We start from the raw sequence: 23,037 nt of genomic DNA on the forward strand, positions 1-23,037 counted from the left end.
CGTTATCCCCTAAAGAAACCCGCCAGGTTGGTGCCAAAGTTACCGATGCCGGAAAGGAACCCCGGCGTCGCGAGATCCAGCGCGCTGGCGTTCAACCAGCCCGAGATGGTGTTGCCCACGTTGGCGACACCCGATCCCAGCGCGCCGGTATTGAGGTAGCCCGACAGGCCGGCACCGGAGTTCACGAATCCCGATACGCTTCCGGCGCCGCTGTTGAAGAAGCCCGACGACGGGCCGCCAGTGAGGTTGAAGTAGCCGGGGGTCACCGGAATGCCCAACAGCGGCAGGCCGATCAGGCCCTGATAGTCGCCACTCACCAAGAAGCCGTTGCTGTAGCTGCCGGTAATGAACGCACCGGTGTCCACATCGCCCGTGTTCGCCACGCCCGTGTTGTAGTCACCGGTGTTGAGGTAGCCCGTGTTGCCACTGCCCGGGTTGAAGCCGCCGGTGTTGAAGCTGCCCGGGTTGAAGCTGCCGGTGTTGAGGTCCCCGGGGTTGAACACGCCCGTGTTGGTGCTGCCCGCGTTGCCGATGCCGGTGTTGAAGCCGCCCGAGTTCGCGAGACCGAAGTTGCCGGTGCCGGTGTTAAAGATGCCGACGTTGCCGGTGCCCGAGTTGAAGAACCCGATGTTTCCGCTGCCGGAGTTGAACAGCCCGATGTTGTTGCTGCCCGAGTTGAGGCTGCCGATCCCGATCTGGCCGTTGCCGGTGAGCCCGACGCCGATGTTGTTGTTACCGGTATTCGCGAAGCCGATGTTGTAGCTGCCGGTGTTGGCAAAGCCCAGGTTGTCGCTGCCGAAGTTCGCGAAGCCGATGTTGTAGCTGCCGGCGTTGCCAAAGCCCAGGTTGTCGTCGCCCAGATTTGCCAACCCGATGTTGTAGCTGCCCAGGTTCGCCAAGCCGATATCGAAGATCCCGGTGTTGGCGATGCCGATGTTGTTACCGCCGATGTTGACCCCGCCGAAGTTGAGGTCGCCGAGGTTGCCGATGCCCAGGTTGGAGTCGCCGGTATTAACGAAGCCGATGTTGACGCTGCCCAGGTTCCCGATGCCCGCGTTGAGGCCGCCCTGGTTTGCGACGCCGAAGTTCAGCGTCAGGTTGCCGGTGTTGTCGAGGAACAGGCCGGCCAGGTTGGCGCCGATGTTTGCGATGCCCGAGCCGAAGGCGGGCGTCGCGAGGTCCAGCGTGCTCGTGTTGTAGACGCCCGAGATGGTGTTGCCCAGGTTCGCCAGACCCGACTGCAGCGCGCCGAAATTCAGTAGGCCCGAATTGCCCAAGCCGCCGGCGTTAAAGAAGCCCGAATTGCCAGCGCCGAAGTTCCCGGAGCCCGACATGTTGCCGGCGCCGAAGTTCCCGAAGCCCGATACATGGCCGGCGCCGGTGTGGAAGAAACCCGACGACGGGCCGGTGGTCGAGTTGCCGAAACCCGGGGTACCACCGATGCTGATGCCGATGGGGATCGGGCCGAAGCCGCCGGTGCCAACCATGCTGATGGTTTGCTGAATGGGCGAATCGATGGCGATGACTTGATTGACATCGATCGTGATGGGGCCGATCATCTCGTTGACAAGCACCGCCGCAGGACCAAGCAAGACTCGTATCTGGAAACCGGGAATGGTGAAACTGTTTGGCGTGGTGGCGACGACGGTGCCGGTGATGGGTATGTCGATTGGAACACTCAAGTCGTAGCGGTAGGGGATTTCGGGAATGGTGATCGTTGTGGAAAGGCCAATCAACCCCTGGTAGTCACCTCGCCAGAAGAACCCGTTGCTGTAATTGCCGGAGATGAACGCGCCGGTGTTGACGTTGCCCGTGTTGGCCACACCCGTGTTGTAGTCACCCGCGTTGAAGTAGCCCGTGTTGTAGTCACCGGAGTTGAAGCTGCCGGTGTTGTGATCGCCGAGGTTGAAGCTGCCGGTATTGGTGCTGCCAGTGTTGAAGCTGCCGGTGTTGATGCTGCCGGTGTTGATGCTGCCGGTGTTGCCGACGCCGGTGTTGACGTTGCCCGGGTTGAACAGGCCCGTGTTGGTGCTGCCCGTGTTCCCGAGGCCGGTGTTGAAGCTGCCCGAGTTTGCGATGCCGAAGTTTGCGGTGCCGGTGTTTCCGATGCCCACGTTGCCGGTGCCCGAGTTGAAGAATCCTACGTTTCCGTCACCGGAGTTGAACAAGCCGATGTTGTGGCTGCCCGAGTTGAAGCTGCCGAACCCGATCTGACCGGTGCCGGTGAGCCCGATGCCGATATTGCCGCTACCGGTGTTGGCGAAGCCGATATTGGCACTGCCGGTGTTAGCAATGCCGATATGGTAGTTGCCCGAGTTGGCGAAGCCGACGCTGTAGTTGCCCAGGTTTGCCAAGCCAATGTTGTGGTTGCCCACGTTTGCGAAACCGACATTGAAGATTCCGGTGTTCCCGATCCCGAAGTTAGAGCCCCCGAGGTTTGCCAAGCCGACATTGAGGTTGCCGAGGCCGGCCAAGTCGAGGATCGTCGTGCCGGCGCCGCCCTGCAGCAGGCCGGCGATGTTTGCGAGGCCGGAGCCGAAGGCCGGCGTCCCGAGGTCCAGCGGGCTCGTGTTGTAGATACCCGAGATGGTGTTGCCCACATTCGCCACACCCGATCCCAACGCGCCGACGTTGAGCAAGCCCGAGACTCCTGAGGCTGCCGACGCAAGGTTCCACAGGCCCGATGTGTTGCCGCCGACGTTGCCGAACCCGGATGCGGTGCCGGCGCCGGTGTTGAAGAAGCCTGACGACGGGCTGGTGGTCGAGTTTCCGATGCCCGGCGCTGCCGGAATGTCGATGATCGGGATGGTGATGGGGCCGAGGCCGGCGGTGGCGCTGATGTTGATCGCGGTCGTGGGTCCGCCCACGGCGATCGCGAACGTGGGAACGCTGAGCACGAAGCTCGGGACAATGATGGGACCGATGTCCGGCTCGGTATGGATGTGAAAGCTAAACGCGAAGGATTCGAAGCCGATGATGGGGATAGTGAAATTGTCCACCACGAGGTCGGTGAAACTGCCGGTGATCGGTATGTCGATTGGGATATTGACGTCCAAGTGCGCCGGAATCTCCGGAATAGTCAGCGCGTAGGAGTAACCGATCAGGCCCTGGTAGTCGCCCCGCCACAAGATGCCGTTGCTGTAGTTGCCGGAGATGAAAGCGCCGGTGCTGACGTCGCCCGTATTCGCGATGCCGGTGTTGTAGTTCCCGGTGTTGAAGTGGCCGGTGTTGGTGTTACCCGCGTTGAAGCCGCCGGTGTTGAAGCTGCCGGTATTGAAATTGCCGGTGTTGAAGTTACCGGGGTTGAAGCCGCCGGTGTTGCCGTCGCCCGAGTTGAACAAGCCCGTGCTGGTGCTGCCCGAGTTGCCGATGCCGAAGTTTCCGGTGCCGGTGTTGCCGATGCCGAAGTTCCCGGTGCCCGAGTTAAAGAAGCCGATGTTTCCGTCGCCCGAGTTGAACAAGCCGATGTTTCCGCTGCCCGAGTTCAGAGCGCCGATCCCGATTTGGCCGGTACCGGTGAGCCCGATGCCGATATTGTTGCTGCCGGTGTTGGCAAAGCCGATATTGTTGCTGCCGGTGTTGGCAACGCCGATGTTGTAGCTGCCTAGGTTGGCAAAGCCCAGGTTGTCGTCGCCGAAGTTTCCGAAGCCGATGTTGTAGTTGCCCAGATTCGCCACGCCGACGTCAAAGATCCCGGTGTTGCCGAAGCCGGCGTTATTGCTGCCCAGGTTTGCCAGCCCAAGGTTCAGAGTCATCGTGCCCATACCGTCGCGCATGAGACCGGAGGCAAAGGCCGGCGTCACGAGGTCCAACGCGCTCGCGTTGTAGAAACCCGAGACGGTGTGACCCACGTTAGTCACACCCGACCCCAGCGCACCGACATTGAGATAACCCGAAATCCCTGAGGCGCCGGCGACCACGTTCAAAAAGCCCGACGCGCTGCCCGCTCCGGAGTTGAAGAAGCCCGACGACGGACTAGTGGTCGAGTTGCCGAAGCCCGATGTCGCGGGAATGTCGATGATCGGGATGGTGATGGAGCCGATACCGGCGCTGGCGGTGATACCGATCGAGGTGGTGGGTCCGCCCACGGTGATCGCCGCCGTGGGCAAGGTGATATTGATGGTCGGGATGATGATGGGGGTGAAGTCGATATTATTTTCGGCAGCTACGATGCTGAAGCCCTGGAGGGTGACGACCCCGGCGTCGATGTTGATGGGTATATGTATCGGGATGTCGACGCCAAAGGTTAGGGCGATTTCGGGAATCGCTAGCGCCGCGTGCAAGCCAATGAGGCCCTGATAATTTCCACTCCACAAGAACCCGTTGCTGTAGCTGCCGGAGATGAAGGCGCCGGTGTCAACATCGCCGGTGTTTCCGAGTCCCGTGTTGTAGCTGCCTGGGTTGAAATCCCCGGTGTTGGAATCGCCCGGATTGAAGCTGCCGGTGTTGAAGCTGCCGGTGTTGCCGATACCGGTATTGACGTCGCCGGAGTTGAAGAAGCCGGTGTTGGTGCTGCCGGTGTTTCCAAGCCCGAAGTTTGCGGTGCCGGTGTTGCCGATGCCAACGTTTCCGTTGCCCGAGTTGAAAAAGCCGATGTTTCCGCTGCCCGAGTTGAACAAGCCGATGTTTCCGCTGCCAGAATTCAGGGAGCCGAACCCGATCTGGCCGTCGCCCGTGAGCCCAATGCCGATATTGTTGCTGCCGGTGTTCGCGAACCCGATATTGTTGCTGCCGGTGTTGGCGAAGCCCAGGTTGTCGTTGCCCAAGTTTCCGAAGCCGACGTTGTAGCTGCCGAGGTTTCCGAAGCCCAGGTTGTCATCGCCGAAGTTTCCGAAGCCGATGTTGTAACTGCCCAGATTTGCCAAACCGATGTCGAATATTCCGGTGTTTGCGCCGCCGATGTTGTTGCCACCGATATTGGCGCTGCCGAAGTTGGCGCTGCCGAGGTTTGCAAAGCCGATGTTGTAGTCGCCGAGGTTTGCAATGCCGACGTTGAGGGTGCCGTGGTTTGCCAAGCCCAGGTTGAGGACCATGGTGCCCGTGCTGTCGCGCAGCAGGCCGGCGATACTGGTGCTGATGTTGGCCAGGCCTGAATTGAAGGCCGGCGTCGCGAGGTCCGACGTGCTGGTGTTGTAGAACCCCGAGACGGTGGTGCCCACGTTCGCCAGACCTGATCCCAGGGCGCCGACGTTGAGGAGCCCCGACGCCCCCGAGGTCGCGGAGGCCAGGTTCCAAAAGCCCGAATTGGCGCCGCCGAAGTTGCCGAAGCCCGAGGCGCCGCCGGCGCCGGTATTGAAGAAACCTGACGACGGGTTGGTGGTCGAGTTTCCGAAACCTGGCGCCGCCGGGATACTGATGAGCGGGATCCTAATGGCGCCACCGCCAGTTATGGTGATCGCGGTATTCGGCCCTCCTATGGCGACTGTCGTCGTGGGGCCGACAACCGTGATGTTCGGAATGGTAATGGGGCCAAAGTGGGCTCGCTGGCCCGCTATTGACGAAAGGACGATATCGCCGGTGGGCGGAATCGTGACGCCCATAAGGGTGATGTTGCCGGCCGAGGCGGTGATCGGGATATCGATGGGAATATTCACGCCGAGGCTTATGGGGAGAGGCATATCGATCACCAGGTTGAGGCCGACCAGGCCCTGGTAATCGCCGCTTAAGAACAACCCGTTGCTGTAGTTTCCGGTGATGAAAGCCCCGGTGTCAACGTCGCCGGTGTTGGCGATGCCGGTGTTGTAGTTGCCAATGTTGAGGTAGCCGGTGTTGGTATTGCCCGGATTGAAGCCACCGGTGTTGAAGCTGCCGGTGTTGAAGCTACCGGTGTTGAAGCTGCCCGGGTTGAAGGCGCCCGTGTTGACGTCGCCGGAGTTGAATAGGCCGGTATTGGTGTTGCCGGTGTTTCCGATGCCAGTGTTGAAGCTGCCCGAGTTTGCGATGCCGAAGTTGCCGCTGCCGGAATTGAAGAATCCGATGTTGTTGCTGCCCGAGTTGAACAGGCCGATGTTTCCGCTGCCCGAGTTGAAGCTGCCGAACCCGATCTGTCCGTTGCCCGTGAGCCCGATGCCGACATTGTTGCTGCCCGTGTTCCCAAAGCCGACATTGTTGCTGCCGGTGTTCGCAAAGCCGATGTTGCCGCCGCCCGCGTTAGCGAAACCCAGATTGTCGTTGCCGACGTTGCCGAAGCCGATGTTGTAGCTGCCGAAGTTGCCGAAGCCCAGGTTGTCGTCGCCAAGGTTTCCGAAGCCGATGTTGTAGCTGCCCAGGTTCGCCAGGCCGACATCGAAGATTCCGGTGTTCCCGATGCCGACGTTGTTGTGGCCGATGGTGGCGCCGCCGAAGTTAAAGCCGCCGAGACTTGCGAAGCCCACGTTGAGGTTGCCGTGGTTGGCCAAGCCCAAGTTAATAGCCGCAGTACCCGCGCCGTCGCGCAGCAGGCCGGCAATATTGGTTCCGATATTTGCCAACCCGGAGTTAACGGCGGGCGTCGAGAGGTCCGACGTGCCCACGTTGTAGATACCCGAGATGGTGTTGCCCACATTCGCCACACCCGATCCCAGCGCGCCGACGTTGAGGAAGCCCGACATTCCCGACGTTGTGGAGACCAGGTTCATAAAGCCCGACGCGGCGCCCCCGAAGTTGCCGAAGCCCGAGGCGCTGCCAGCGCCGCTATTGAAGAAGCCCGACGACAGTCCGCCGGTCGAGTTGCCGAAGCCTGGAGTCGCTGGAATATGGATAATCGGGATGTTGATGGCGTCGACGACCACAGTGGCGCCGATATTGATCGCGGTAGTGGGTCCACCCACCATGACCACAGGTGTGGGACCGGTTATCCGTATCACTGGGACGGTGAAGGGGTCGATATCGACGGGTCCGAAAAAAATAACAGTGACGGCTGTGTTCGGTGGAAGATCGAGCCCGCTGTATACGATGTCCGTGAAGCTGGCGGTGATCGGTATGTGAATCGGGATATTCACGTCGACGCTCACAATCGGGATTTCGGGAATGTCGACGCCGATGGCGAGGTCGATCAGACCCTGGTTGTCGCCCCGCCACAGAAGGCCGTTGCTGTGGTTGCCGGAGATGAAAGCGCCGGTGTTGATATTGCCGGTGTTCGCCATGCCGGTGTTGTAAGTCGCCGGTGTTGAAGTAGCCGGTGTTGTAGTTACCTGCATTGAAGCCACCGGTGTTGACGCTGCCGGTGTTGACGCTGCCGGTGTTATAGCTGCCCGGGTTCAAGCTACCCGTGTTGAGGTCTCCGGAGTTGAACAAGCCCGTGTTGGTGCTGCCCGCGTTCCCGATGCCGAAGTTTCCGGCGCCCGAGTTTCCGATGCCCCAGTTTCCGGTGCCCGCGTTTCCTATCCCGAAGTTTCCGCTGCCCGAGTTGAACAATCCGATGTTTCCGTCACCCGAGTTGAACAAGCCGATATTGTGGCTGCCCGAGTTCAGGCTGCCGAACCCGATCTGGCCGCTGCCGGTGAGCCCGATCCCGATATTGTTGCTGCCGATATTCGCAAAACCGATATTGTTGTCACCCGTGTTCGCGAAGCCAAGATTATTGCTGCCGGTGTTCGCAAAGCCGATGTTGTAGCTGCCCGCGTGGGCGAAGCCCAGGTTGTCGCCGCCTAGATTGCCGAAGCCAATATTGTAGTCGCCCAGGTTTGCCAAGCCCACATTGAAGATTCCGGCGTTTGCACCGCCGACATTGTTGCCGCCGACGTTTGCCAACCCGAAGTTAAGGGTCATGGTGCCCACGCTGTGGTGCAGCAGGCCGGAGTTAAAGGCTGGCGTCGCCAGATTCGACGTGCTCGTGTTGTAGAGACCCGAGATGGTGTTGCCAACGTTAGCTACACCCGATCCCAGCGCGCCGACGTTCCCGAAGCCCGAAAGTCCCGAGGTTGCCGAGGCCAGGTTCCAAAAGCCCGAAGCGCCGCCGCCGAAGTTGCCGAAGCCCGAGGCGGTGCCGGCGCCAGCGTTGAAGAAGCCCGACGACGGGCTGGTGGTCGAGTTCCCGAAGCCCGGGGCCGCCGGAATCTTGATGAGCGGGATGCTGACGCCCCCCACCATGCCGGTGAGGTTGCCGTCGATCGTGGTGGTTGGTCCGCCCACGGTGATCGTCACCGTGGGAAGGGTGAGCGTGGATTGCGGGAGCTCGACCGGGCCGTAGTAAACAACGAAGGGAACAATGGATGTGAAGGGCAAACGCATGCCCGGAATCGTCATCACGCTTCCGGGCATGACCATCACCTGATGTATCGGCATGCTGAATAGCTGCGCGTTTATCGGAATGGCGGGAATCTCGAGGGCGATATCGGCACCGATCAGGCCTTGGTAGTCGCCCCGCCACAAGACGCCGTTGCTGTAGTTGCCGGCGATGAAGGCGCCGGTGTTGACGTTGCCGGTGTTGGCCACTCCAGTGTTGTAGTCGCCGGTGTTGAAGTAGCCGGTGTTGTAGTTACCTGCGTTGAAGCTGCCGGTGTTGTAGTTGCCGGTGTTGAAGTTCCCGGTGTTGTAGCTGCCCGGGTTGAAGCCGCCGGTGTTGACGTCGCCGGTGTTGAACCAGCCGGTGTTGGTGCTGCCCGTGTTGCCGAGGCCGAAGTTTCCGGTGCCGCTGTTTCCGATGCCGAAATTGCCGGTGCCCGAGTTGAACAACCCGACGTTTCCGCTGCCGGAGTTGAACAGGCCGATGTTGTGGCTGCCCGAGTTGAAGCTGCCGAACCCGATCTGTCCGTTGCCGGTGAGCCCGATGCCGACATTGTTGCTGCCCGTATTCCCAAAGCCGACATTGTTGCTGCCGGTGTTCGCAAAGCCGATGTTGTGGCCGCCCAGGTTGGCCAAACCCAGGTTGTCGCTGCCCAGGTTTGCAAAGCCGAGGTTGTAGCTGCCCAAATTGCCGAAGCCGACGTTGAACACGCCGACGTTTCCGTTGCCCACGTTGTTGGCGCCGACGTTTGCCAAGCCGAGATTGAAGCCCGCCGCGCTCGGGGGGCCGGCAGCGGCTGCCGCGGCGCTGGTCAGCCGCTCCGATAGGCCCGCCAGCTTCTTCAGCTGCTGGGTGAACGGCATCAACGCGGAGACGGCCGCCGACGCTCCAGCGTGATAGCCAACCATCGCGGCCACATCCTGGGCCCACATCCGCTCATAGGCGGCCTCGGTGGCCGCGATCGCCGGAGCGTTGAATCCCAGCAGATTCGAGCTCACCAGCGACACCAGCACGGCGCGGTTGGCCGCGACGATCGCCGGATGCACCGTCGCTGCCCGCGCCGCCTCGAACGTGGCCACGGCTACCCGTGCCTGAGCGGCGGCCTGCTCAGCCTGGGCCGTTGCCGAAATCAACCAGCCCAGGTAGGGGGCTACCGCGCGCGCCATCGCAACCGCCGCGGGGCCGCGCCACGCCGCATCCGCCAGGCCCGAGGTCACCGACCCAAACCACGACGCCGCCACCGCCAGTTCGTCGGCTAGTCCGTCCCAGGCCGCCGCGGCCGCCAACATCGGCCCCGATCCGGCCCCGAGATACATCCGTAACGAATTGACCTCGGGCGCCGACACCACGAAATCCATCCGTCATACCCGTTCGTCAGCTGGCCGTCGGAGGTACGTTCAGGCTAATCAATCGTCTACTACTCGACTAGCCCGTGAACGGGTGAAAAATGCTAGGACATTCACGTATTGGCCCGAGTGGGGCTGGTCGAGTATCAGGGGAAGCTTTATGGGGCAAAGTCAAGTTTGTGGTTCGTCGTATCGGGGCGATCCAACCGAGCACATGTTTAGTGCACCAGAACGACGGGCCGTGTATCGGGTGATCGCCGAACGCCGAGACATGCGCCGGTTCGTGCCCGGCGGTGTGGTGTCCGAGGATGTGCTGGCGCGGCTGTTGCACGCCGCACACGCCGCGCCCAGCGTCGGTCTGATGCAGCCATGGCGCTTTATCCGCATCACCGACGAGACACTCAAGCGACGCATCCACGCGCTCGTCGACGACGAACGCCTACTCACCGCCGAAGCCCTGGGAGCACGGGAAGAAGAATTCCTGGCGCTGAAGGTCGAGGGCATTCTCGACTGCGCCGAGCTGCTGGTGGTGGCGCTGTGCGACCGCAGAGGGTCCTACATCTTCGGCCGGCGCACCCTGCCCCAGATGGATCTGGCGTCGGTGTCGTGCGCCATCCAAAACCTGTGGCTGGCAGCGCGGTCCGAAGGCCTGGGCATGGGATGGGTGTCGCTGTTCGACCCACAACGTTTAGCGGCCCTGCTGGCGATGCCCGCCGACGCCGAACCGGTGGCCATCTTGTGCCTGGGGCCGGTGCCCGAGTTTCCGGACCGGCCCGCGCTGGAACTGGATGGCTGGGCCTACGCGCGGCCACTCGCGGAATTCGTCTCCGAAAACCGATGGAGTTATCCGTCGGCGCTGGCCACAGATCACCATCACGGCGAATAGGTCACGCCGACCGCGAGGTTGACGTATTCGGCCGGCACGTCAAAGGCCAGCGATCGCCGCGGCAAGCGGCTCAACACATCTTCACCGATAGTGGCCTTGAAGTGCAGCGCGAGCTGGCCGCTGAACTTCGGGTCGACATCGGCGACATCGAGATCGAGTTGCAGACCCGTCGGCGAGATTTCGGCGGTTGCGGCACCGGCCTGCGGCCCGTCCCAGCGCGCGTCGACGACCCGGCCGGCTAGCTTCGGCACCATCGACAGGGTTCCCAGCACCCGCTGTTCGGTGAACGCCAGCGCACCCACGTAGCTGGCGATGCTGTGCGATGCCCGCAGCCCCGGGATAACGCCGGTGAACCGCCTGGTGACGGCCACGTATTCGGCAAGGTAGATGAGTCCCTCAGCCTCAACCTGACAGCGTAGGTCAGCAGGCAGCCTGCCGAGACCAAACCACTTGCGAACAATGACAGCCATGAGGCCAGTATGGAGTCGTTTTGTCGGTGCCGCACCGATGCTGGTAGGAGTTAGAGCATGACTCGCCCGCAAGCGCTTCTCGCTGTTTCGCTCGCTTTTGTCGCAACCGCGGTGTATGCCGTCATGTGGGTGGGGCACTCCCAGGATTGGGGTTGGCTGCATAGTTTCGATTGGTCGTTGTTGAACGCAGCGCACGACATCGGGATAAAGAACCCTGCGTGGGTGCGCTTCTGGGATGGTGTATCCCTGATCTTGGGCCCAGTCGTGCTGCGGCCGCTGGGTTTGCTGGCCGCGATGGTCGCACTGGCGAAGCGCAAGATACGGATAGCGTTGTTGCTGTTGGCCTGTTTACCGCTCAACGCGATCATGACGATCGCGGCCAAATCCGTGGCCCACCGCCCGCGACCGGCGACTGCGCTGGTATCTGCCCATTCGACTTCGTTTCCGTCAGGGCATGCGTTGGAGGCGACCGCAAGCGTACTCGCGCTGCTAACCGTCCTGTTGCCCATGCTGCACAGCAGGTTTACTCGGCACATCGCCATCACGGTGGGCGCGCTGTGCGTGTTGACGGTCGGTGTTGCCAGGGTGGCGTTGAACGTGCATCATCCGACCGACGTTGTTGCCGGCTGGGCGCTGGGGTACCTGTATTTCCTCGTGTGCCTGTGCGTATTTCGACCGCCGTCGATATTCGGTGCCCAACGCGCGTCTCATGCTTTGTCGCCGCCAGTGGAGGTGTCGAGACAACCCGAACCGGAAGTCGACACGGCCCGCTAAAGCCATGGTGCGCTGTGCATTTCGCTTTGTCACCGCACAGTGACCCAGCCGGATTCTAACCTTGACTTGACCACACGAGGTGATTGTCTGACGATTGAGCGATGAGCCGACTCCTAGCTTTGCTGTGCGCTGCGGTATGCACGGGCTGCGTTGCTGTGGTTCTCGCGCCAGTGAGCCTGGCCGTCGTCAACCCGTGGTTCGCGAACTCGGTCGGCAATGCCACTCAGGTGGTTTCGGTGGTGGGAACCGGCGGTTCGACGGCCAAGATGGATGTCTACCAACGCACCGCCGCCGGCTGGCAGCCGCTCAAGACCGGTATCACCACCCATATCGGTTCGGCGGGCATGGCGCCGGAAGCCAAGAGCGGATATCCGGCCACTCCGATGGGGGTTTACAGCCTGGACTCCGCTTTTGGCACCGCGCCGAATCCCGGTGGCGGGTTGCCGTATACCCAAGTCGGACCCAATCACTGGTGGAGTGGCGACGACAATAGCCCCACCTTTAACTCCATGCAGGTCTGTCAGAAGTCCCAGTGCCCGTTCAGCACGGCCGACAGCGAGAACCTGCAAATCCCGCAGTACAAGCATTCGGTCGTGATGGGCGTCAACAAGGCCAAGGTCCCAGGCAAAGGCTCCGCGTTCTTCTTTCACACCACCGACGGCGGGCCCACCGCGGGTTGTGTGGCGATCGACGATGCCACGCTGGTGCAGATCATCCGTTGGCTGCGGCCTGGTGCGGTGATCGCGATCGCCAAGTAACCCCGGACCTCGATTGTGAACTGTGCGACGGGTTTTCGGCGTGTTGCGTCGTGAGATTCACGTTCGGCGTCAATCGGCCAGCGCGCGGCCCGGCCTGATGTTGAAGTTAAGGCCCGCCAACGACATGGTCGCCTCGTAGGTTCGGTCGTAGCCGGTGGCGCTGATCCGCCAGCCGTCGGTGGTTCGTCGGTACTGGTCGTGGTAGAACGCGGCGCCGATGAGCATGAAATTGAACTCGGCGACGATGACCCGGTCTTGCAGGTACCAGATGCCGGTTGCGGTATCGCCGGTCACGGTGATTTCCGGATGGGTGACCCGGTGTTCGGTGATGACACCCGGGCCGAGTGCCTGGCGCAGGTAGTCGACCAGGTCGGCGCGGTTGGTGAAGTGCAGCTCCGTACCGACCGATGACCCGTAATCGCCGGTGACATCCTCGGCCAGGGTGTCGGTGAAGTCGTCCCAATGCTTGGTGTCCAATGCCCGCAGATACCGGTATTTGAGCTGTTTGATCGCTGCAATGTCGGCTGGATCACCCGGAGTCACCACGCCATTGCAGCACACCGGCTCACGGGTAGCTTTGGGGTATGAGCCAATCCCGGTACGCGGGGTTGTCCCGCAGCGAGCTGGCAGTTCTGTTACCCGAGCTGTTGTTGATCGGCCAGCTGATCGACCGATCGGGCATGGCCTGGTGTATACAGGCATTCGGCCGCCAGGAGATGCTGCAGATCGCCATCGAGGAGTGGGCGGGCGCCAGCCCGATCTACACCAAGCGCATGCAAAAGGCGCTGAACTTCGAGGGCGACGACGTGCCCACCATCTTCAAGGGGCTACAGCTCGACATCGGCGCGCCGCCGCAATTCATGGACTTCCGTTTCACCCTGCACGACCGCTGGCACGGCGAGTTTCACCTCGACCACTGCGGTGCGCTGCTCGACGTGGAGCCGATGGGCGACGACTACGTCGTCGGCATGTGCCACACCATCGAAGATCCGACGTTCGACGCCACCGCGATCGCGACCAACCCGCGCGCGCAGGTGCGCCCCATCCACCGGCCGCCCCGCAAGCCGGCCGACCGGCATCCGCACTGTGCGTGGACCGTCATCATCGACGAGTCCTATCCCGAGGCTGAGGGTATTCCGGCGCTGGACGCGGTCCGTGAAACCAAAGCTGCCACCTGGGAATTAGACAACGTCGATGCGTCTGACGACGGGCTGGTGGACTATTCGGGTCCGCTGGTGTCCGACCTGGACTTCGGGGCGTTCTCGCATTCCGCACTGGTGCGGATGGCCGATGAGGTCTGCCTGCAAATGCACCTGCTGAATCTGTCGTTCGCCATTGCCGTGCGGAAACGGGCCAAAGCCGATGCTCAACTGGCCATTTCGGTGAACACCCGCCAGTTGATCGGAGTGGCCGGGCTGGGCGCAGAACGCATTCACCGTGCGATGGCTTTACCCGGCGGAATCGAAGGCGCGTTAGGTGTGCTGGAGCTACACCCGCTGCTCAACCCGGCCGGTTACGTGCTGGCCGAAACGTCGCCGGACCGTCTGGTGGTGCACAACTCGCCAGCCCACGCCGACGGCGCCTGGATTTCGTTGTGCACACCGGCATCCGTGCAGCCGTTGCAGGCCATCGCCACCGCTGTAGACCCGCATCTGAAGGTTCGGATCAGCGGGACGGACACCGACTGGACCGCGGAACTCATCGAGGCCGATGCCCCAGCGAGCGAACTGCCGGAGGTGTTGGTAGCCAAGGTCAGTCGCGGATCGGTCTTCCAGTTCGAGCCGAGGCGCTCACTGCCGTTGACCGTGAAATGAGCTCGATGCGATCTGTCAAGTCGGTGGCGGTACCGCTTCGGTGACACCACCGCATCGACCGCATACCAATGAGGTTGTCACCGAACCGTATACGGCCCACCCGCCGCTATGGTTAACGCTGGCCACCGACCCCTATTGACGAAAGCCTTCCGCTATGTACGACCCGCTGGGGTTGTCGATCGGGACCACAAACCTGGTCGCGGCGGGTAACGGAGGTCCGCCGGTTACTCGTCGCGCCGTGCTGACCCTGTACCCGCATTGCGCACCGAAAATCGGTGTGCCTAGCCAGAACCCGAACTTGATCGAGCCGGGCGCCCTAATGAGCGGCTTTGTTGAGCGCATTGGAGATGCGGTGGCGCTGGTGTCTCCCGACGGATCCGTGCACGATCCAGACCTCTTGCTGGTCGAGGCGCTGGATGCGATGGTGCTGACCGCCGGTGCGGACGCGAGTTCCTCGGAGATCGCCATTGCCGTTCCCGCGCATTGGAAGCCCGGAGCTGTACACGCACTGCGTAACGGTTTGCGGACGCACGTCGGCTTCGTCCGCAGCGGCATGGCGCCGCGCCTGGTTTCCGATGCGATCGCGGCGTTGACCGCGGTGAACTCGGAATTGGGCCTGCCCCACGGCAGTGTGGTGGGGTTGCTTGATTTCGGTGGCTCCGCGACTTACGTCACCTTGGTGGAGACCAAGTCGGATTCCAGGACGTCGGATTTCCAGCCCGTTAGTGCCACGGCACGGTACCAGGACTTTTCCGGTAGTCAGATCGACCAGGCTTTGCTGCTTCGGGTCATCGACCAATTCGGGTACGGCGATGACGTCGATCCGGCCAGTACCGCCGCGGTCGGGCAACTCGGCCAACTCAGGGAGCAGTGCCGTGCGGCAAAGGAACGACTGTCCACCGACGTTGCCACGGAATTGTTCGCTGAGCTTGCCGGGTGCAGCTCGAGCATCGAGATGACTCGGGAACAGCTCGAAGACCTGATCCAGGATCCATTGACCGGCTTCATCTACGCGTTCGACGACATGCTGGCGCGCCACAACGCGAGCTGGGCGGATCTCGCGGCGGTGGTCACCGTCGGCGGTGGTGCCAATATTCCCCTTGTGACTCAACGTCTTTCGTTCCACACTCGTCGACCTGTGCTGACCGCGTCGCAACCCGGGTGCGCGGCGGCGATGGGTGCGTTGCTGCTCGCCAACCGTGGGGGAGAGCGCGATTCGCGAACGCGGACGTCCATCGGCCTCGCCACGGCCGCAGCCGCCGGCACCAGTGTCATCGAGCTGCCGGCCGGCGACGTCATGGTCATCGACCATGAGGCCTTGACCGATCGCGAGTTGGCCTGGTCGCAGACCGACTTCCCAAGCGAAGCTCCGGCGCGTTTCGAGGGCGACTCGTATAACGAAGGCGGCCCCTGCTGGTCGATGCGTCTGAACGCGGTCGAGCCCCCCAAAGGACCAGCGTGGCGGCGAATCCGGGTGTCGCAGTTGCTCATCGGGGTGTCGGCGGTAGTGGCCATGACCGCGATCGGGGGCGTGGCATTGACGTTGACAGCCATCGAGAGACGCCCAAGCCCGCTACCAACCCCAATTGTGCCCGGCCTGGCCCCGATGCCGCCCGGATCCGTCGTGCCTAGCTCGCGCGCACCGACCCCGCCGCCACCGCCGTCGACCGTTGCGCCGCTTCCCAGTGCGGCACCGGCCCCGACGACGGTCGCGCCGGCACCGCCGCCGCCCACACAGGTGGTGACGACCACGACAGCGCCACCCGTCACCACGACGCCGAGGCCGTCGCCGACCACCACAACGACCACCGCGCCACCGTCGACAACGACGACAACCGAGCCGCCGGTGACGACCACTTCGACGATTCCAACGATTCCGACGACTACGACGACGGTGAAGATGACCACGGAGTGGTTGCACGTCCCGTTTTTGCCCGTTCCGATCCCGGTCCCGATTCCGCAAAATCCGGGTGCCGGCGAACCGCAGAACCCGTTCGGAAGCCTTGGCTCTGGGTGAGCCGCGTTCCCCGGAGCTGGCCCCGTCGGTGTCAGGTCCGTAGTATCGGTATGGGTTGCTGAGGAGGTCGCGTGGGCGACTATGGTCCGTTTGGATTCGATCCCGACGAATTCGATCGGGTGATCCGGGAGGGGAGCGAGGGACTGCGCGACGCGTTCGAGCGGATCGGCAGGTTCCTCAGCTCATCCGGCGCGGGAACGGGCTGGTCGGCAATCTTCGAGGACTTGTCCCGGCGCTCGCGTCCGGCGCCGGAGACCGCCGGCGAGGCCGGTGACGGTGTGTGGGCCATCTATACGGTGGACGCCGACGGTGGTGCCCGCGTTGAACAGGTGTATGCGACCGAGCTTGACGCCCTGCGCGCGAACAAGGACAACACCGACCCGAAACGCAAAGTCCGCTTCCTGCCATACGGCATCGCGGTCAGCGTCCTCGACGATCCGGTGGACGAGGCCCAGTAACGTCAGCCCTGCTGGACGCTGTTGGAACCGCCGGCATTGCTGATCTTCGGCGAGCCCGAGTGATACGTGACCTCGTTGTTGAAGCCGGCGGCTTCGATGGTGTCGACGGAGTCGACGGTGACCGAGTTCCTCATGCCGGACACGGTGAGGCTGGTGCAGTGGCCGGTGATCACCACCGTGTTGGACATGCCGCTGACGCTGACAATGCTGTCGTTGCAGGCGATTGTCCGGTTCACGTTGACGCCGGAGACGCTCAGGCTGGCGCCGGCCGGCGGAAGAGTGGTGGCCGGTTGCGCAGTCGGGGTTGGAACAGCCCGGGAGACAGACGGGGTGGGCGAGAGAACGACGAAGTTGCCTTGGGAAAGCCGCTGTGCGCTGAATGCGGCGATGCCACCCACCAGAACCAGCACGCCGACAACGACGACCGCGGCCAGGATCCACCACGCCCTGTTGCCGGAGGACGATCGCGGCGATGGGCCGCCGAACGGGCCGCCATAGCTATACGGCGGCGGTGGCGGGCCGGGTGGATAGGTGTAGCCGCCCGACTGCGAGCCGCCGAGTTCGGAGGCGCGTGCCACGTCGGCTAGCGGCCGCTCCAGTTCCCGGATTCGCGCCTCCGGGTCATCCTCTGGGTTCATGCACAGATGCTCCCACACGACGATCATGCCGCATAGGTAGTTGCGCCCGGCGGCACCACACGATTCGGCTTGGCCTGCTATCGTCCCATGCTTATGCCTGAGATGGATCGTCGCCGAATGATGATGATGGCGGGGTTCGGCGCCCTGGCTGCCGCGCTTCCCGCCCCGACAGCCTGGGCCGACCCGTCCCGGCCGGCCGCGCCGGCTGGTCCGACACCGGCGCCCGCCGCGCCGGCTGCGGCAACCGGTGGGCTTTTGTTCCACGACGAGTTCGACGGGCCGGCCGGTTCGGTCCCGGACCCGTCCAAGTGGCAGGTGTCGAACCACCGGACGCCCATCAAGAACCCGGTGGGCTTTGACCGGCCCCAGTTTTTTGGGCAGTACCGCGACAGTCGACAGAACGTGTTCCTCGACGGCAACTCCAATCTCGTGCTGCGCGCTACCCGAGAGGGCAACAGGTATTTCGGTGGCCTGGTCCACGGCCTGTGGCGGGGTGGCATCGGGACCACCTGGGAGGCCCGGATCAAGTTCAACTGCCTGGCTCCGGGCATGTGGCCCGCCTGGTGGTTGTCCAATGACGATCCTGGTCGCAGCGGCGAAATCGACCTGATCGAGTGGTATGGCAACGGGACTTGGCCGTCGGGAACCACCGTGCACGCCAACCCGGACGGCACCGCATTCGAGACCTGCCCGATCGGTGTGGACGGTGGTTGGCACAACTGGCGCGTCACGTGGAATCCGAGCGGCATGTACTTCTGGCTGGATTACGCCGACGGCATTGAGCCCTACTTCTCGGTTCCGGCGACCGGAATCGAAGACCTCAACGAGCCCATCCGCGAGTGGCCGTTCAACGACCCCGGCTACAAGGTGTTTCCGGTGTTGAACCTTGCGGTTGGCGGTTCTGGTGGCGGCGATCCCGCGACGGGTTCCTATCCACAGGAGATGCTCGTCGACTGGGTGCGCGTCTTTTAACGCCTCGCGCTCTTGCCCGGGGTGCTACCCGGCTTGCTCGGAGAAAGCATGGAGTTTTTGGTCACCATGACCACCCGCGTTCCCGATAGCATGCCCGCGGACGCAGTCGAGCGGGTCCGTGCCCGCGAGGCTGCCCGCTCGCGCGAGCTCGCGGCACAGGGAAAGCTACTCCGCCTGTGGCGCCCGCCGCTGCGGCCGGGCGAATGGCGCACCCTGGGGCTGTTCGCCGCCGACGACAACGGCGAACTGGAGCAGCTGCTGGCCTCGATGCCGCCGCGGTCGTGGCGCACCGACGACGTCACGCCGCTGGGTGCTCACCCGAACGACCCGGTTGGCCAGGGGATAACCATCGCGCCGGGTAAGGGTCCGGAGTTTCTGATCGCGACGACCATTATGGTGCCACCGGGTACCCCGGCTCAGGTGGTCGACGACACCGTGGCGCGCGAGGCTCGCCGCGCGCCCGAGCTGGCCGGGCGGGGACACCTGGTGCGGTTGTGGGCACTACCCGACGGACCGGACGGCCAGCGCACCCTGGGGCTGTGGCGGGCTCGCGACCCTGGCGAGCTGATGGCCATCCTGGAATCGCTACCGCTTGCTGGCTGGATGACCATCGAGACCACGCCGCTGAGTCCGCATCCCGATGATCCGATCCGCATGCCCTGACCGTTTCCGGTGTCGCCGGGCTCTTAGGCGCCGTCCCACTCGCCGCGGGCGATGAGAACATCACGAAGTAGGTCCGCGCGATCGGTGATGATGCCGTCCACGTCCATGTCGAGAAGGGTGTGCATCACATCGGGTTCGTCGACGGTCCAGGCATGCACTTGGCGTCCCGCAGCATGAAAGCCGCGGACCCGTGCCGGCGTAATGACCGGTACACCGCCAAGCCGTGACGGTAGTTGCACGCAGTCGATGTCGCGCATCATCCGCCAGGCATATGCCCGGCTGCCCAGCGGACGCGCGGTCAGCCACGCCAGCAGCGCGCCCGTTCCTGCCGAACTAGCGACCCGCTTGGTCAGCAGGCGCAATGCGCGCCGGCGACGGCGCTCGGAAAACGAACCGATCAGCACCCGGTTGTGCGCGTTGCACCGCTCGATGACGTTGACGGTCGGCTCGATCGCCGATGCGGCTTTAATGTCGATGTTGACCCGCATGTCTGGCAGCGCGGTAAGCAGGTCTTCCAGGGTTGGGATCGACTGCCCCGCACCCAGCTGCGCCTTGCGGACATCACGCCAATCCAACCGGTCGACCGCGCCGGATAACCCCACCCCGGGCGCCAGCCTACGGTCATGCAGGATCACGGCTACGCCGTCCCGGGTGGCGCGAACGTCGGTCTCGATGTAGCGGAATCCGAGCTTGGCCGCCTCCTGGAACGCCCCCATGCTGTTCATGGGCAATCTGAACGACGTAAATCCTCTGTGCGCCATGGCAATCCGCCCCCCATGGCGAAGAAATTCCACGGTAGGTGCGCCACCGTCGCTCATCAGGTCAGTATCACATAGCCTCGGCCGCCGGGGGCGTCCACGCCGGGGGCAGCACCGCTCTGTCGGCGACGGTTCCTGTGCACCAGCCGCTTTCGCATCGCAGTGGTAATGGGCGCTCCCATACGGCGCGGTCGGCGACGACGGTGCATGGGCCGGCCATCGTTTTGGGCCTTCCCCGCCTTGCCGCCGGGCCACCGACGTTCAGCATCACCATCAGCGTCGACGTGTCACATCGGAGCCGATGACGGGAATCGAACCCGCGTATTCAGCTTGGGAAGCTGATGTTCTGCCATTGAACTACATCGGCACGGTTGCCTCGAAAGGCTAGCATCCAGAATCATTCCATCACCCCCAGGCCGTACAAGATCAGAAATCCGGCAAAGAACATCACGGCCATCCATGGCCGCTCCGGCGTTTCGTGCGCCTCGACAAGCAGTTCCTCCACGACCAGCCAGAGCAGCGCCCCCGCCGCGAACGCCAACACGAGGGTCAGGACGGTATTTCCCGCCCGGCCCAGCGCCACGGCACCTGACACACCGCCCACCGCGATCACTAGGCTCAGGGCGCTTGTGGTCGCCGCGGCCCGGATCCTAGGCATTCCGGAGCCGGCCAGGCGCAGGGCCACCGCCAGACCCAGGAACAGCACCTCGACCGTCAGGGCGATGGTGATGATGATCGCGGTGCGACTGGACACCGTCGCGCCCGTTGCGACCAGCAACCCGTCGATGAAGAGGTCAACCGCGACTACGGTGAGGAACCCGACGGGCAGTTCGCCCACGTCGTCGCCGTCTTGATGTTCCCCGTGGCCGTCAAATCGGCGCAGTGCAACGAGTACCGCGACGCCTGCACTGAAGCCCACAACGATCAGCCAGAGCGGACCTCTGCTGCGCAGGTCTGGTAGCACTTCCCCGGCCACGGCGGCCATGACAATTCCCGCGGCGAAATGTTGGACGCCGCTGACCATCGCCGCCGACGGCGTGCGCACCGACGGGACCACGCCGCCGAGAATCCCGGCGAGAACCGGGAAGGTGACCAACGAGGCGGCCGTTGTGACGTTGCTGATGCCAACCTCCCGGTTTCGGTCGAAGATCTCGGCTCGGGCACGCTTGAACATTGTGACGGCTAGTGACAAATGCAGCGACTTTCGGGGAAACGGGCATTGAAATAAGGAAGGAACAGCATGTCGAAGGTGCTGGTCACCGGATTCGGACCCTACGGCGTGACGCCGGTAAATCCGGCACAGCTCACCGCCGAAGAGCTGGATGGTCGCACCATCGCCGGCGCAACGGTCATCTCGCGGATCGTGCCCAACACGTTCTTCGAGTCGATCGCGGCAGCTCAGCAGGCCATCGCAGAGATCGAGCCAGCATTGGTGATCATGCTGGGCGAATACCCGGGACGCAGCATGATCACCGTCGAGCGACTCGCGCAAAACGTCAACGACTGCGGGCGGTACGGCCTCGCCGACTGCGCCGGCAGGGTTTTGGTCGGTGAGCCAACCGACCCCGCCGGCCCGGTCGCCTACCACGCGACCGTACCGGTTCGCGCGATGGTGCTGGCCATGCGAAAGGCCGGCGTGCCAGCTGACGTCTCGGACGCGGCGGGCACGTTCGTGTGCAATCACCTCATGTACGGCGTGCTGCACCACCTCGCCCAGAAGGGTCTGCCCGTCCGCGCCGGTTGGATTCATCTGCCGTGCCTGCCCAGCGTCGCCGCACTGGATCACAACCTCGGTGTTCCGAGCATGTCGGTCCAGACGGCGGTCGCCGGGGTCACGGCTGGCATCGAGGCAGCCATTCGGCAGTCCGCAGATATCCGCGAACCGATCCCGTCGCGATTGCAGATCTAGGGCGCAGCTGACGGCGGTCTTCTAGAGATTAGATATTTATTCTTCCGTTATCTTGTCGTAATCTGCTCAGCGTGGGCCGACATGAATTAGCTAGGGACCGGCGAAAGTCGTCAGCGGTCCTGGCTGCGGTCCTCGCCCCGGCCGCCGTGTTCTTCGCCACGGGCGGAGATGTCAGTACGCTTGCCGCCCGCGCCGATGCCAACCCGGTTCTCGGCGACGACGCGCCCTGTTGTGTGCAGATCGTGCCGGTTGCACCGCTGGCTTTCTCCTCACAGATATCCGGCGGTGAAATCGGGACGGGCCTTGCTGCCAGCCAGTTCGCTTCGGCATCGAGATGGCGCATCGTATCTCGGTATTTGCCGGTAGGGGTGGCACCCGAGCAGGGTCTACAGGTCAAGACCGTCTTGACAGCCCGCAGTATCAGTGCGGCTTTCCCCGAAATTCGCGAAATCGGCGGCGTTCGGCCGGATGCGCTGAGATGGCATCCCAATGGTTTGGCGCTCGACGTGATGGTTCCCAACCCCGGCACCGCCGAGGGCATAGCGCTGGGCAACGAGATCGTCGCTTTCGTACTGAAGAACGCGACCCGATTTGGGATGCAAGATGTGATTTGGCGTGGCGCCTACTACACGCCCAACGGCGCGCGGACAACCGGGGCCGGCCACTACGACCACATCCACATCACGACCGTGGGCGGCGGGTATCCCACCGGCGAGGAACTCTACATCCGCTGAGCCAGCGTGCGGCGACAGATACGCTCGTCGGGTGCTGCTCTCCGATCGTGATCTTCGGGCCGAGATCTCCTCCGGGCGGTTGGGGATCGACCCGTTCGACGACACCCTGGTCCAGCCGTCCAGCATCGACGTCCGGCTCGATTGCTTGTTTCGGGTGTTCAACAACACTCGCTACACCCACATCGACCCGGCCAAGCAGCAGGACGAGCTGACCAGCCTGGTGCAACCGGTCGACGGGGAACCCTTCGTGTTGCACCCGGGCGAATTCGTGCTCGGCTCGACGCTGGAGCTTTTCACTCTGCCCGACAACCTCGCCGGACGGCTGGAAGGCAAGTCTTCGTTGGGCCGGCTGGGCCTGCTGACGCATTCCACCGCGGGCTTCATCGATCCTGGCTTCAGCGGTCACATCACCCTGGAGCTATCCAACGTCGCCAACCTGCCGATCACTTTGTGGCCCGGCATGAAAATCGGTCAGCTGTGCATGTTGCGCCTGACCAGCCCGTCCGAGCATCCCTACGGCAGTTCCCGGGCGGGGTCGAAATACCAGGGTCAGCGCGGGCCCACGCCGTCGCGCTCCTACCAGAACTTCATCAGGTCTACTTAGCATCCGGCGCGGCTAGGCCTGTCGCGGGTA

General features: G+C 63.3%; 18 protein-coding genes and 1 tRNA gene. 11 read left to right on the top strand and 8 right to left on the bottom strand.

Features of this window, described 5'->3' with window-relative positions; translation table 11 throughout:
* Nucleotides 1–2: 2 nt before the first annotated feature.
* Together PPE5 and PPE6 are read right to left on the bottom strand one after the other, a co-directional pair.
* On the bottom strand, nt 3–6,617 hold the full coding sequence (gene PPE5, locus Rv0304c) for a PPE family protein PPE5 (protein YP_177714.1): 6,615 nt from the start codon (nt 6,615–6,617) through the stop codon (nt 3–5).
* Nucleotides 6,618–6,672: 55 nt separating this feature from the next.
* Nucleotides 6,673–9,564, bottom strand: coding sequence for a PPE family protein PPE6 (PPE6, locus tag Rv0305c; protein YP_177715.1), 2,892 nt, complete (start codon nt 9,562–9,564; stop codon nt 6,673–6,675).
* A gap of 202 nt (nt 9,565–9,766) precedes the next feature.
* On the opposite strand from PPE6, the gene Rv0306 reads away from it, so the two are divergent.
* Nucleotides 9,767–10,438 carry an oxidoreductase gene (locus Rv0306; protein NP_214820.1) on the top strand — a complete coding sequence of 224 codons (672 nt, stop codon included), beginning with the start codon at nt 9,767–9,769 and terminating at the stop codon, nt 10,436–10,438.
* Here Rv0306 and Rv0307c read toward each other — a convergent pair.
* Nucleotides 10,426–10,908: a hypothetical protein gene (locus tag Rv0307c; RefSeq protein NP_214821.1), complete on the bottom strand. Its 483-nt coding sequence runs from the start codon at nt 10,906–10,908 to the stop codon at nt 10,426–10,428. The two genes, Rv0306 and Rv0307c, sit on opposite strands and share 13 nt — an antisense overlap.
* A gap of 57 nt (nt 10,909–10,965) precedes the next feature.
* Here Rv0307c and Rv0308 point away from each other — a divergent pair, with 57 nt between their 5' ends.
* Both Rv0308 and Rv0309 read left to right on the top strand, forming a co-directional pair.
* Complete coding sequence (locus tag Rv0308; RefSeq protein NP_214822.1) at nt 10,966–11,682, top strand: integral membrane protein; 717 nt, start codon at nt 10,966–10,968, stop codon at nt 11,680–11,682.
* Nucleotides 11,683–11,783: 101 nt separating this feature from the next.
* Nucleotides 11,784–12,440, top strand: a complete 657-nt coding sequence (locus Rv0309) for a hypothetical protein (RefSeq protein ID NP_214823.1) — start codon at nt 11,784–11,786, stop codon at nt 12,438–12,440.
* Between the two features lie 69 nt (nt 12,441–12,509).
* Here the strand turns inward: Rv0309 and Rv0310c are convergent, their stop codons facing one another.
* On the bottom strand, nt 12,510–13,001 hold the full coding sequence (locus tag Rv0310c) for a hypothetical protein (protein ID NP_214824.1): 492 nt from the start codon (nt 12,999–13,001) through the stop codon (nt 12,510–12,512).
* A 23-nt stretch (nt 13,002–13,024) separates the two neighbouring features.
* On the opposite strand from Rv0310c, the gene Rv0311 reads away from it, so the two are divergent.
* The 3 genes from Rv0311 to Rv0313 all read left to right on the top strand — a co-directional run bounded on the left by Rv0311 (nt 13,025) and on the right by Rv0313 (nt 16,729).
* Entirely contained in the window at nt 13,025–14,254 is a 1,230-nt protein-coding gene (locus Rv0311) for a hypothetical protein (RefSeq protein NP_214825.1), read from the top strand.
* A 154-nt stretch (nt 14,255–14,408) separates the two neighbouring features.
* Entirely contained in the window at nt 14,409–16,271 is a 1,863-nt protein-coding gene (locus Rv0312) for a hypothetical protein (protein ID NP_214826.1), read from the top strand.
* Nucleotides 16,272–16,342: 71 nt separating this feature from the next.
* Nucleotides 16,343–16,729, top strand: a complete 387-nt coding sequence (locus Rv0313; protein NP_214827.1) for a hypothetical protein — start codon at nt 16,343–16,345, stop codon at nt 16,727–16,729.
* Between the two features lie 2 nt (nt 16,730–16,731).
* Here the strand turns inward: Rv0313 and Rv0314c are convergent, their stop codons facing one another.
* Complete coding sequence (locus tag Rv0314c; protein NP_214828.1) at nt 16,732–17,394, bottom strand: membrane protein; 663 nt, start codon at nt 17,392–17,394, stop codon at nt 16,732–16,734.
* 60 nt (nt 17,395–17,454) lie between these two features.
* On the opposite strand from Rv0314c, the gene Rv0315 reads away from it, so the two are divergent.
* A complete protein-coding gene (locus Rv0315; protein ID NP_214829.1) occupies nt 17,455–18,339 on the top strand; it encodes a beta-1,3-glucanase in 885 nt (294 codons plus the stop codon).
* Nucleotides 18,340–18,387: 48 nt separating this feature from the next.
* A complete protein-coding gene (locus Rv0316) occupies nt 18,388–19,002 on the top strand; it encodes a muconolactone isomerase (RefSeq protein NP_214830.1) in 615 nt (204 codons plus the stop codon).
* Nucleotides 19,003–19,025: 23 nt separating this feature from the next.
* Here Rv0316 and glpQ2 read toward each other — a convergent pair whose 3' ends face one another.
* The 3 genes from glpQ2 to Rv0318c all read right to left on the bottom strand — a co-directional run bounded on the left by glpQ2 (nt 19,026) and on the right by Rv0318c (nt 20,952).
* Nucleotides 19,026–19,796, bottom strand: a complete 771-nt coding sequence (glpQ2, locus tag Rv0317c) for a glycerophosphoryl diester phosphodiesterase GlpQ (RefSeq protein NP_214831.1) — start codon at nt 19,794–19,796, stop codon at nt 19,026–19,028.
* Between the two features lie 260 nt (nt 19,797–20,056).
* A tRNA-Gly gene (gene glyU / locus Rvnt04) sits at nt 20,057–20,127 on the bottom strand.
* 30 nt (nt 20,128–20,157) lie between these two features.
* Nucleotides 20,158–20,952 carry an integral membrane protein gene (locus Rv0318c; RefSeq protein ID YP_177716.1) on the bottom strand — a complete coding sequence of 265 codons (795 nt, stop codon included), beginning with the start codon at nt 20,950–20,952 and terminating at the stop codon, nt 20,158–20,160.
* Nucleotides 20,953–21,000: 48 nt separating this feature from the next.
* On the opposite strand from Rv0318c, the gene pcp reads away from it, so the two are divergent.
* The 3 genes from pcp (at nt 21,001) to dcd (ending at nt 23,007) form a co-directional block, all read left to right on the top strand.
* Nucleotides 21,001–21,669, top strand: coding sequence for a pyrrolidone-carboxylate peptidase (pcp, locus tag Rv0319; RefSeq protein NP_214833.1), 669 nt, complete (start codon nt 21,001–21,003; stop codon nt 21,667–21,669).
* Between the two features lie 71 nt (nt 21,670–21,740).
* Nucleotides 21,741–22,403, top strand: coding sequence for a hypothetical protein (locus tag Rv0320; RefSeq protein ID NP_214834.1), 663 nt, complete (start codon nt 21,741–21,743; stop codon nt 22,401–22,403).
* Between the two features lie 31 nt (nt 22,404–22,434).
* On the top strand, nt 22,435–23,007 hold the full coding sequence (gene dcd / locus Rv0321) for a deoxycytidine triphosphate deaminase (RefSeq protein ID NP_214835.1): 573 nt from the start codon (nt 22,435–22,437) through the stop codon (nt 23,005–23,007).
* The last annotated feature ends 30 nt before the right edge of the window (nt 23,008–23,037 follow it).

The sequence above is a fragment of the Mycobacterium tuberculosis H37Rv genome, assembly GCF_000195955.2.
In the GTDB taxonomy this organism is placed as follows: Bacteria; Actinomycetota; Actinomycetes; order Mycobacteriales; family Mycobacteriaceae; genus Mycobacterium; species Mycobacterium tuberculosis.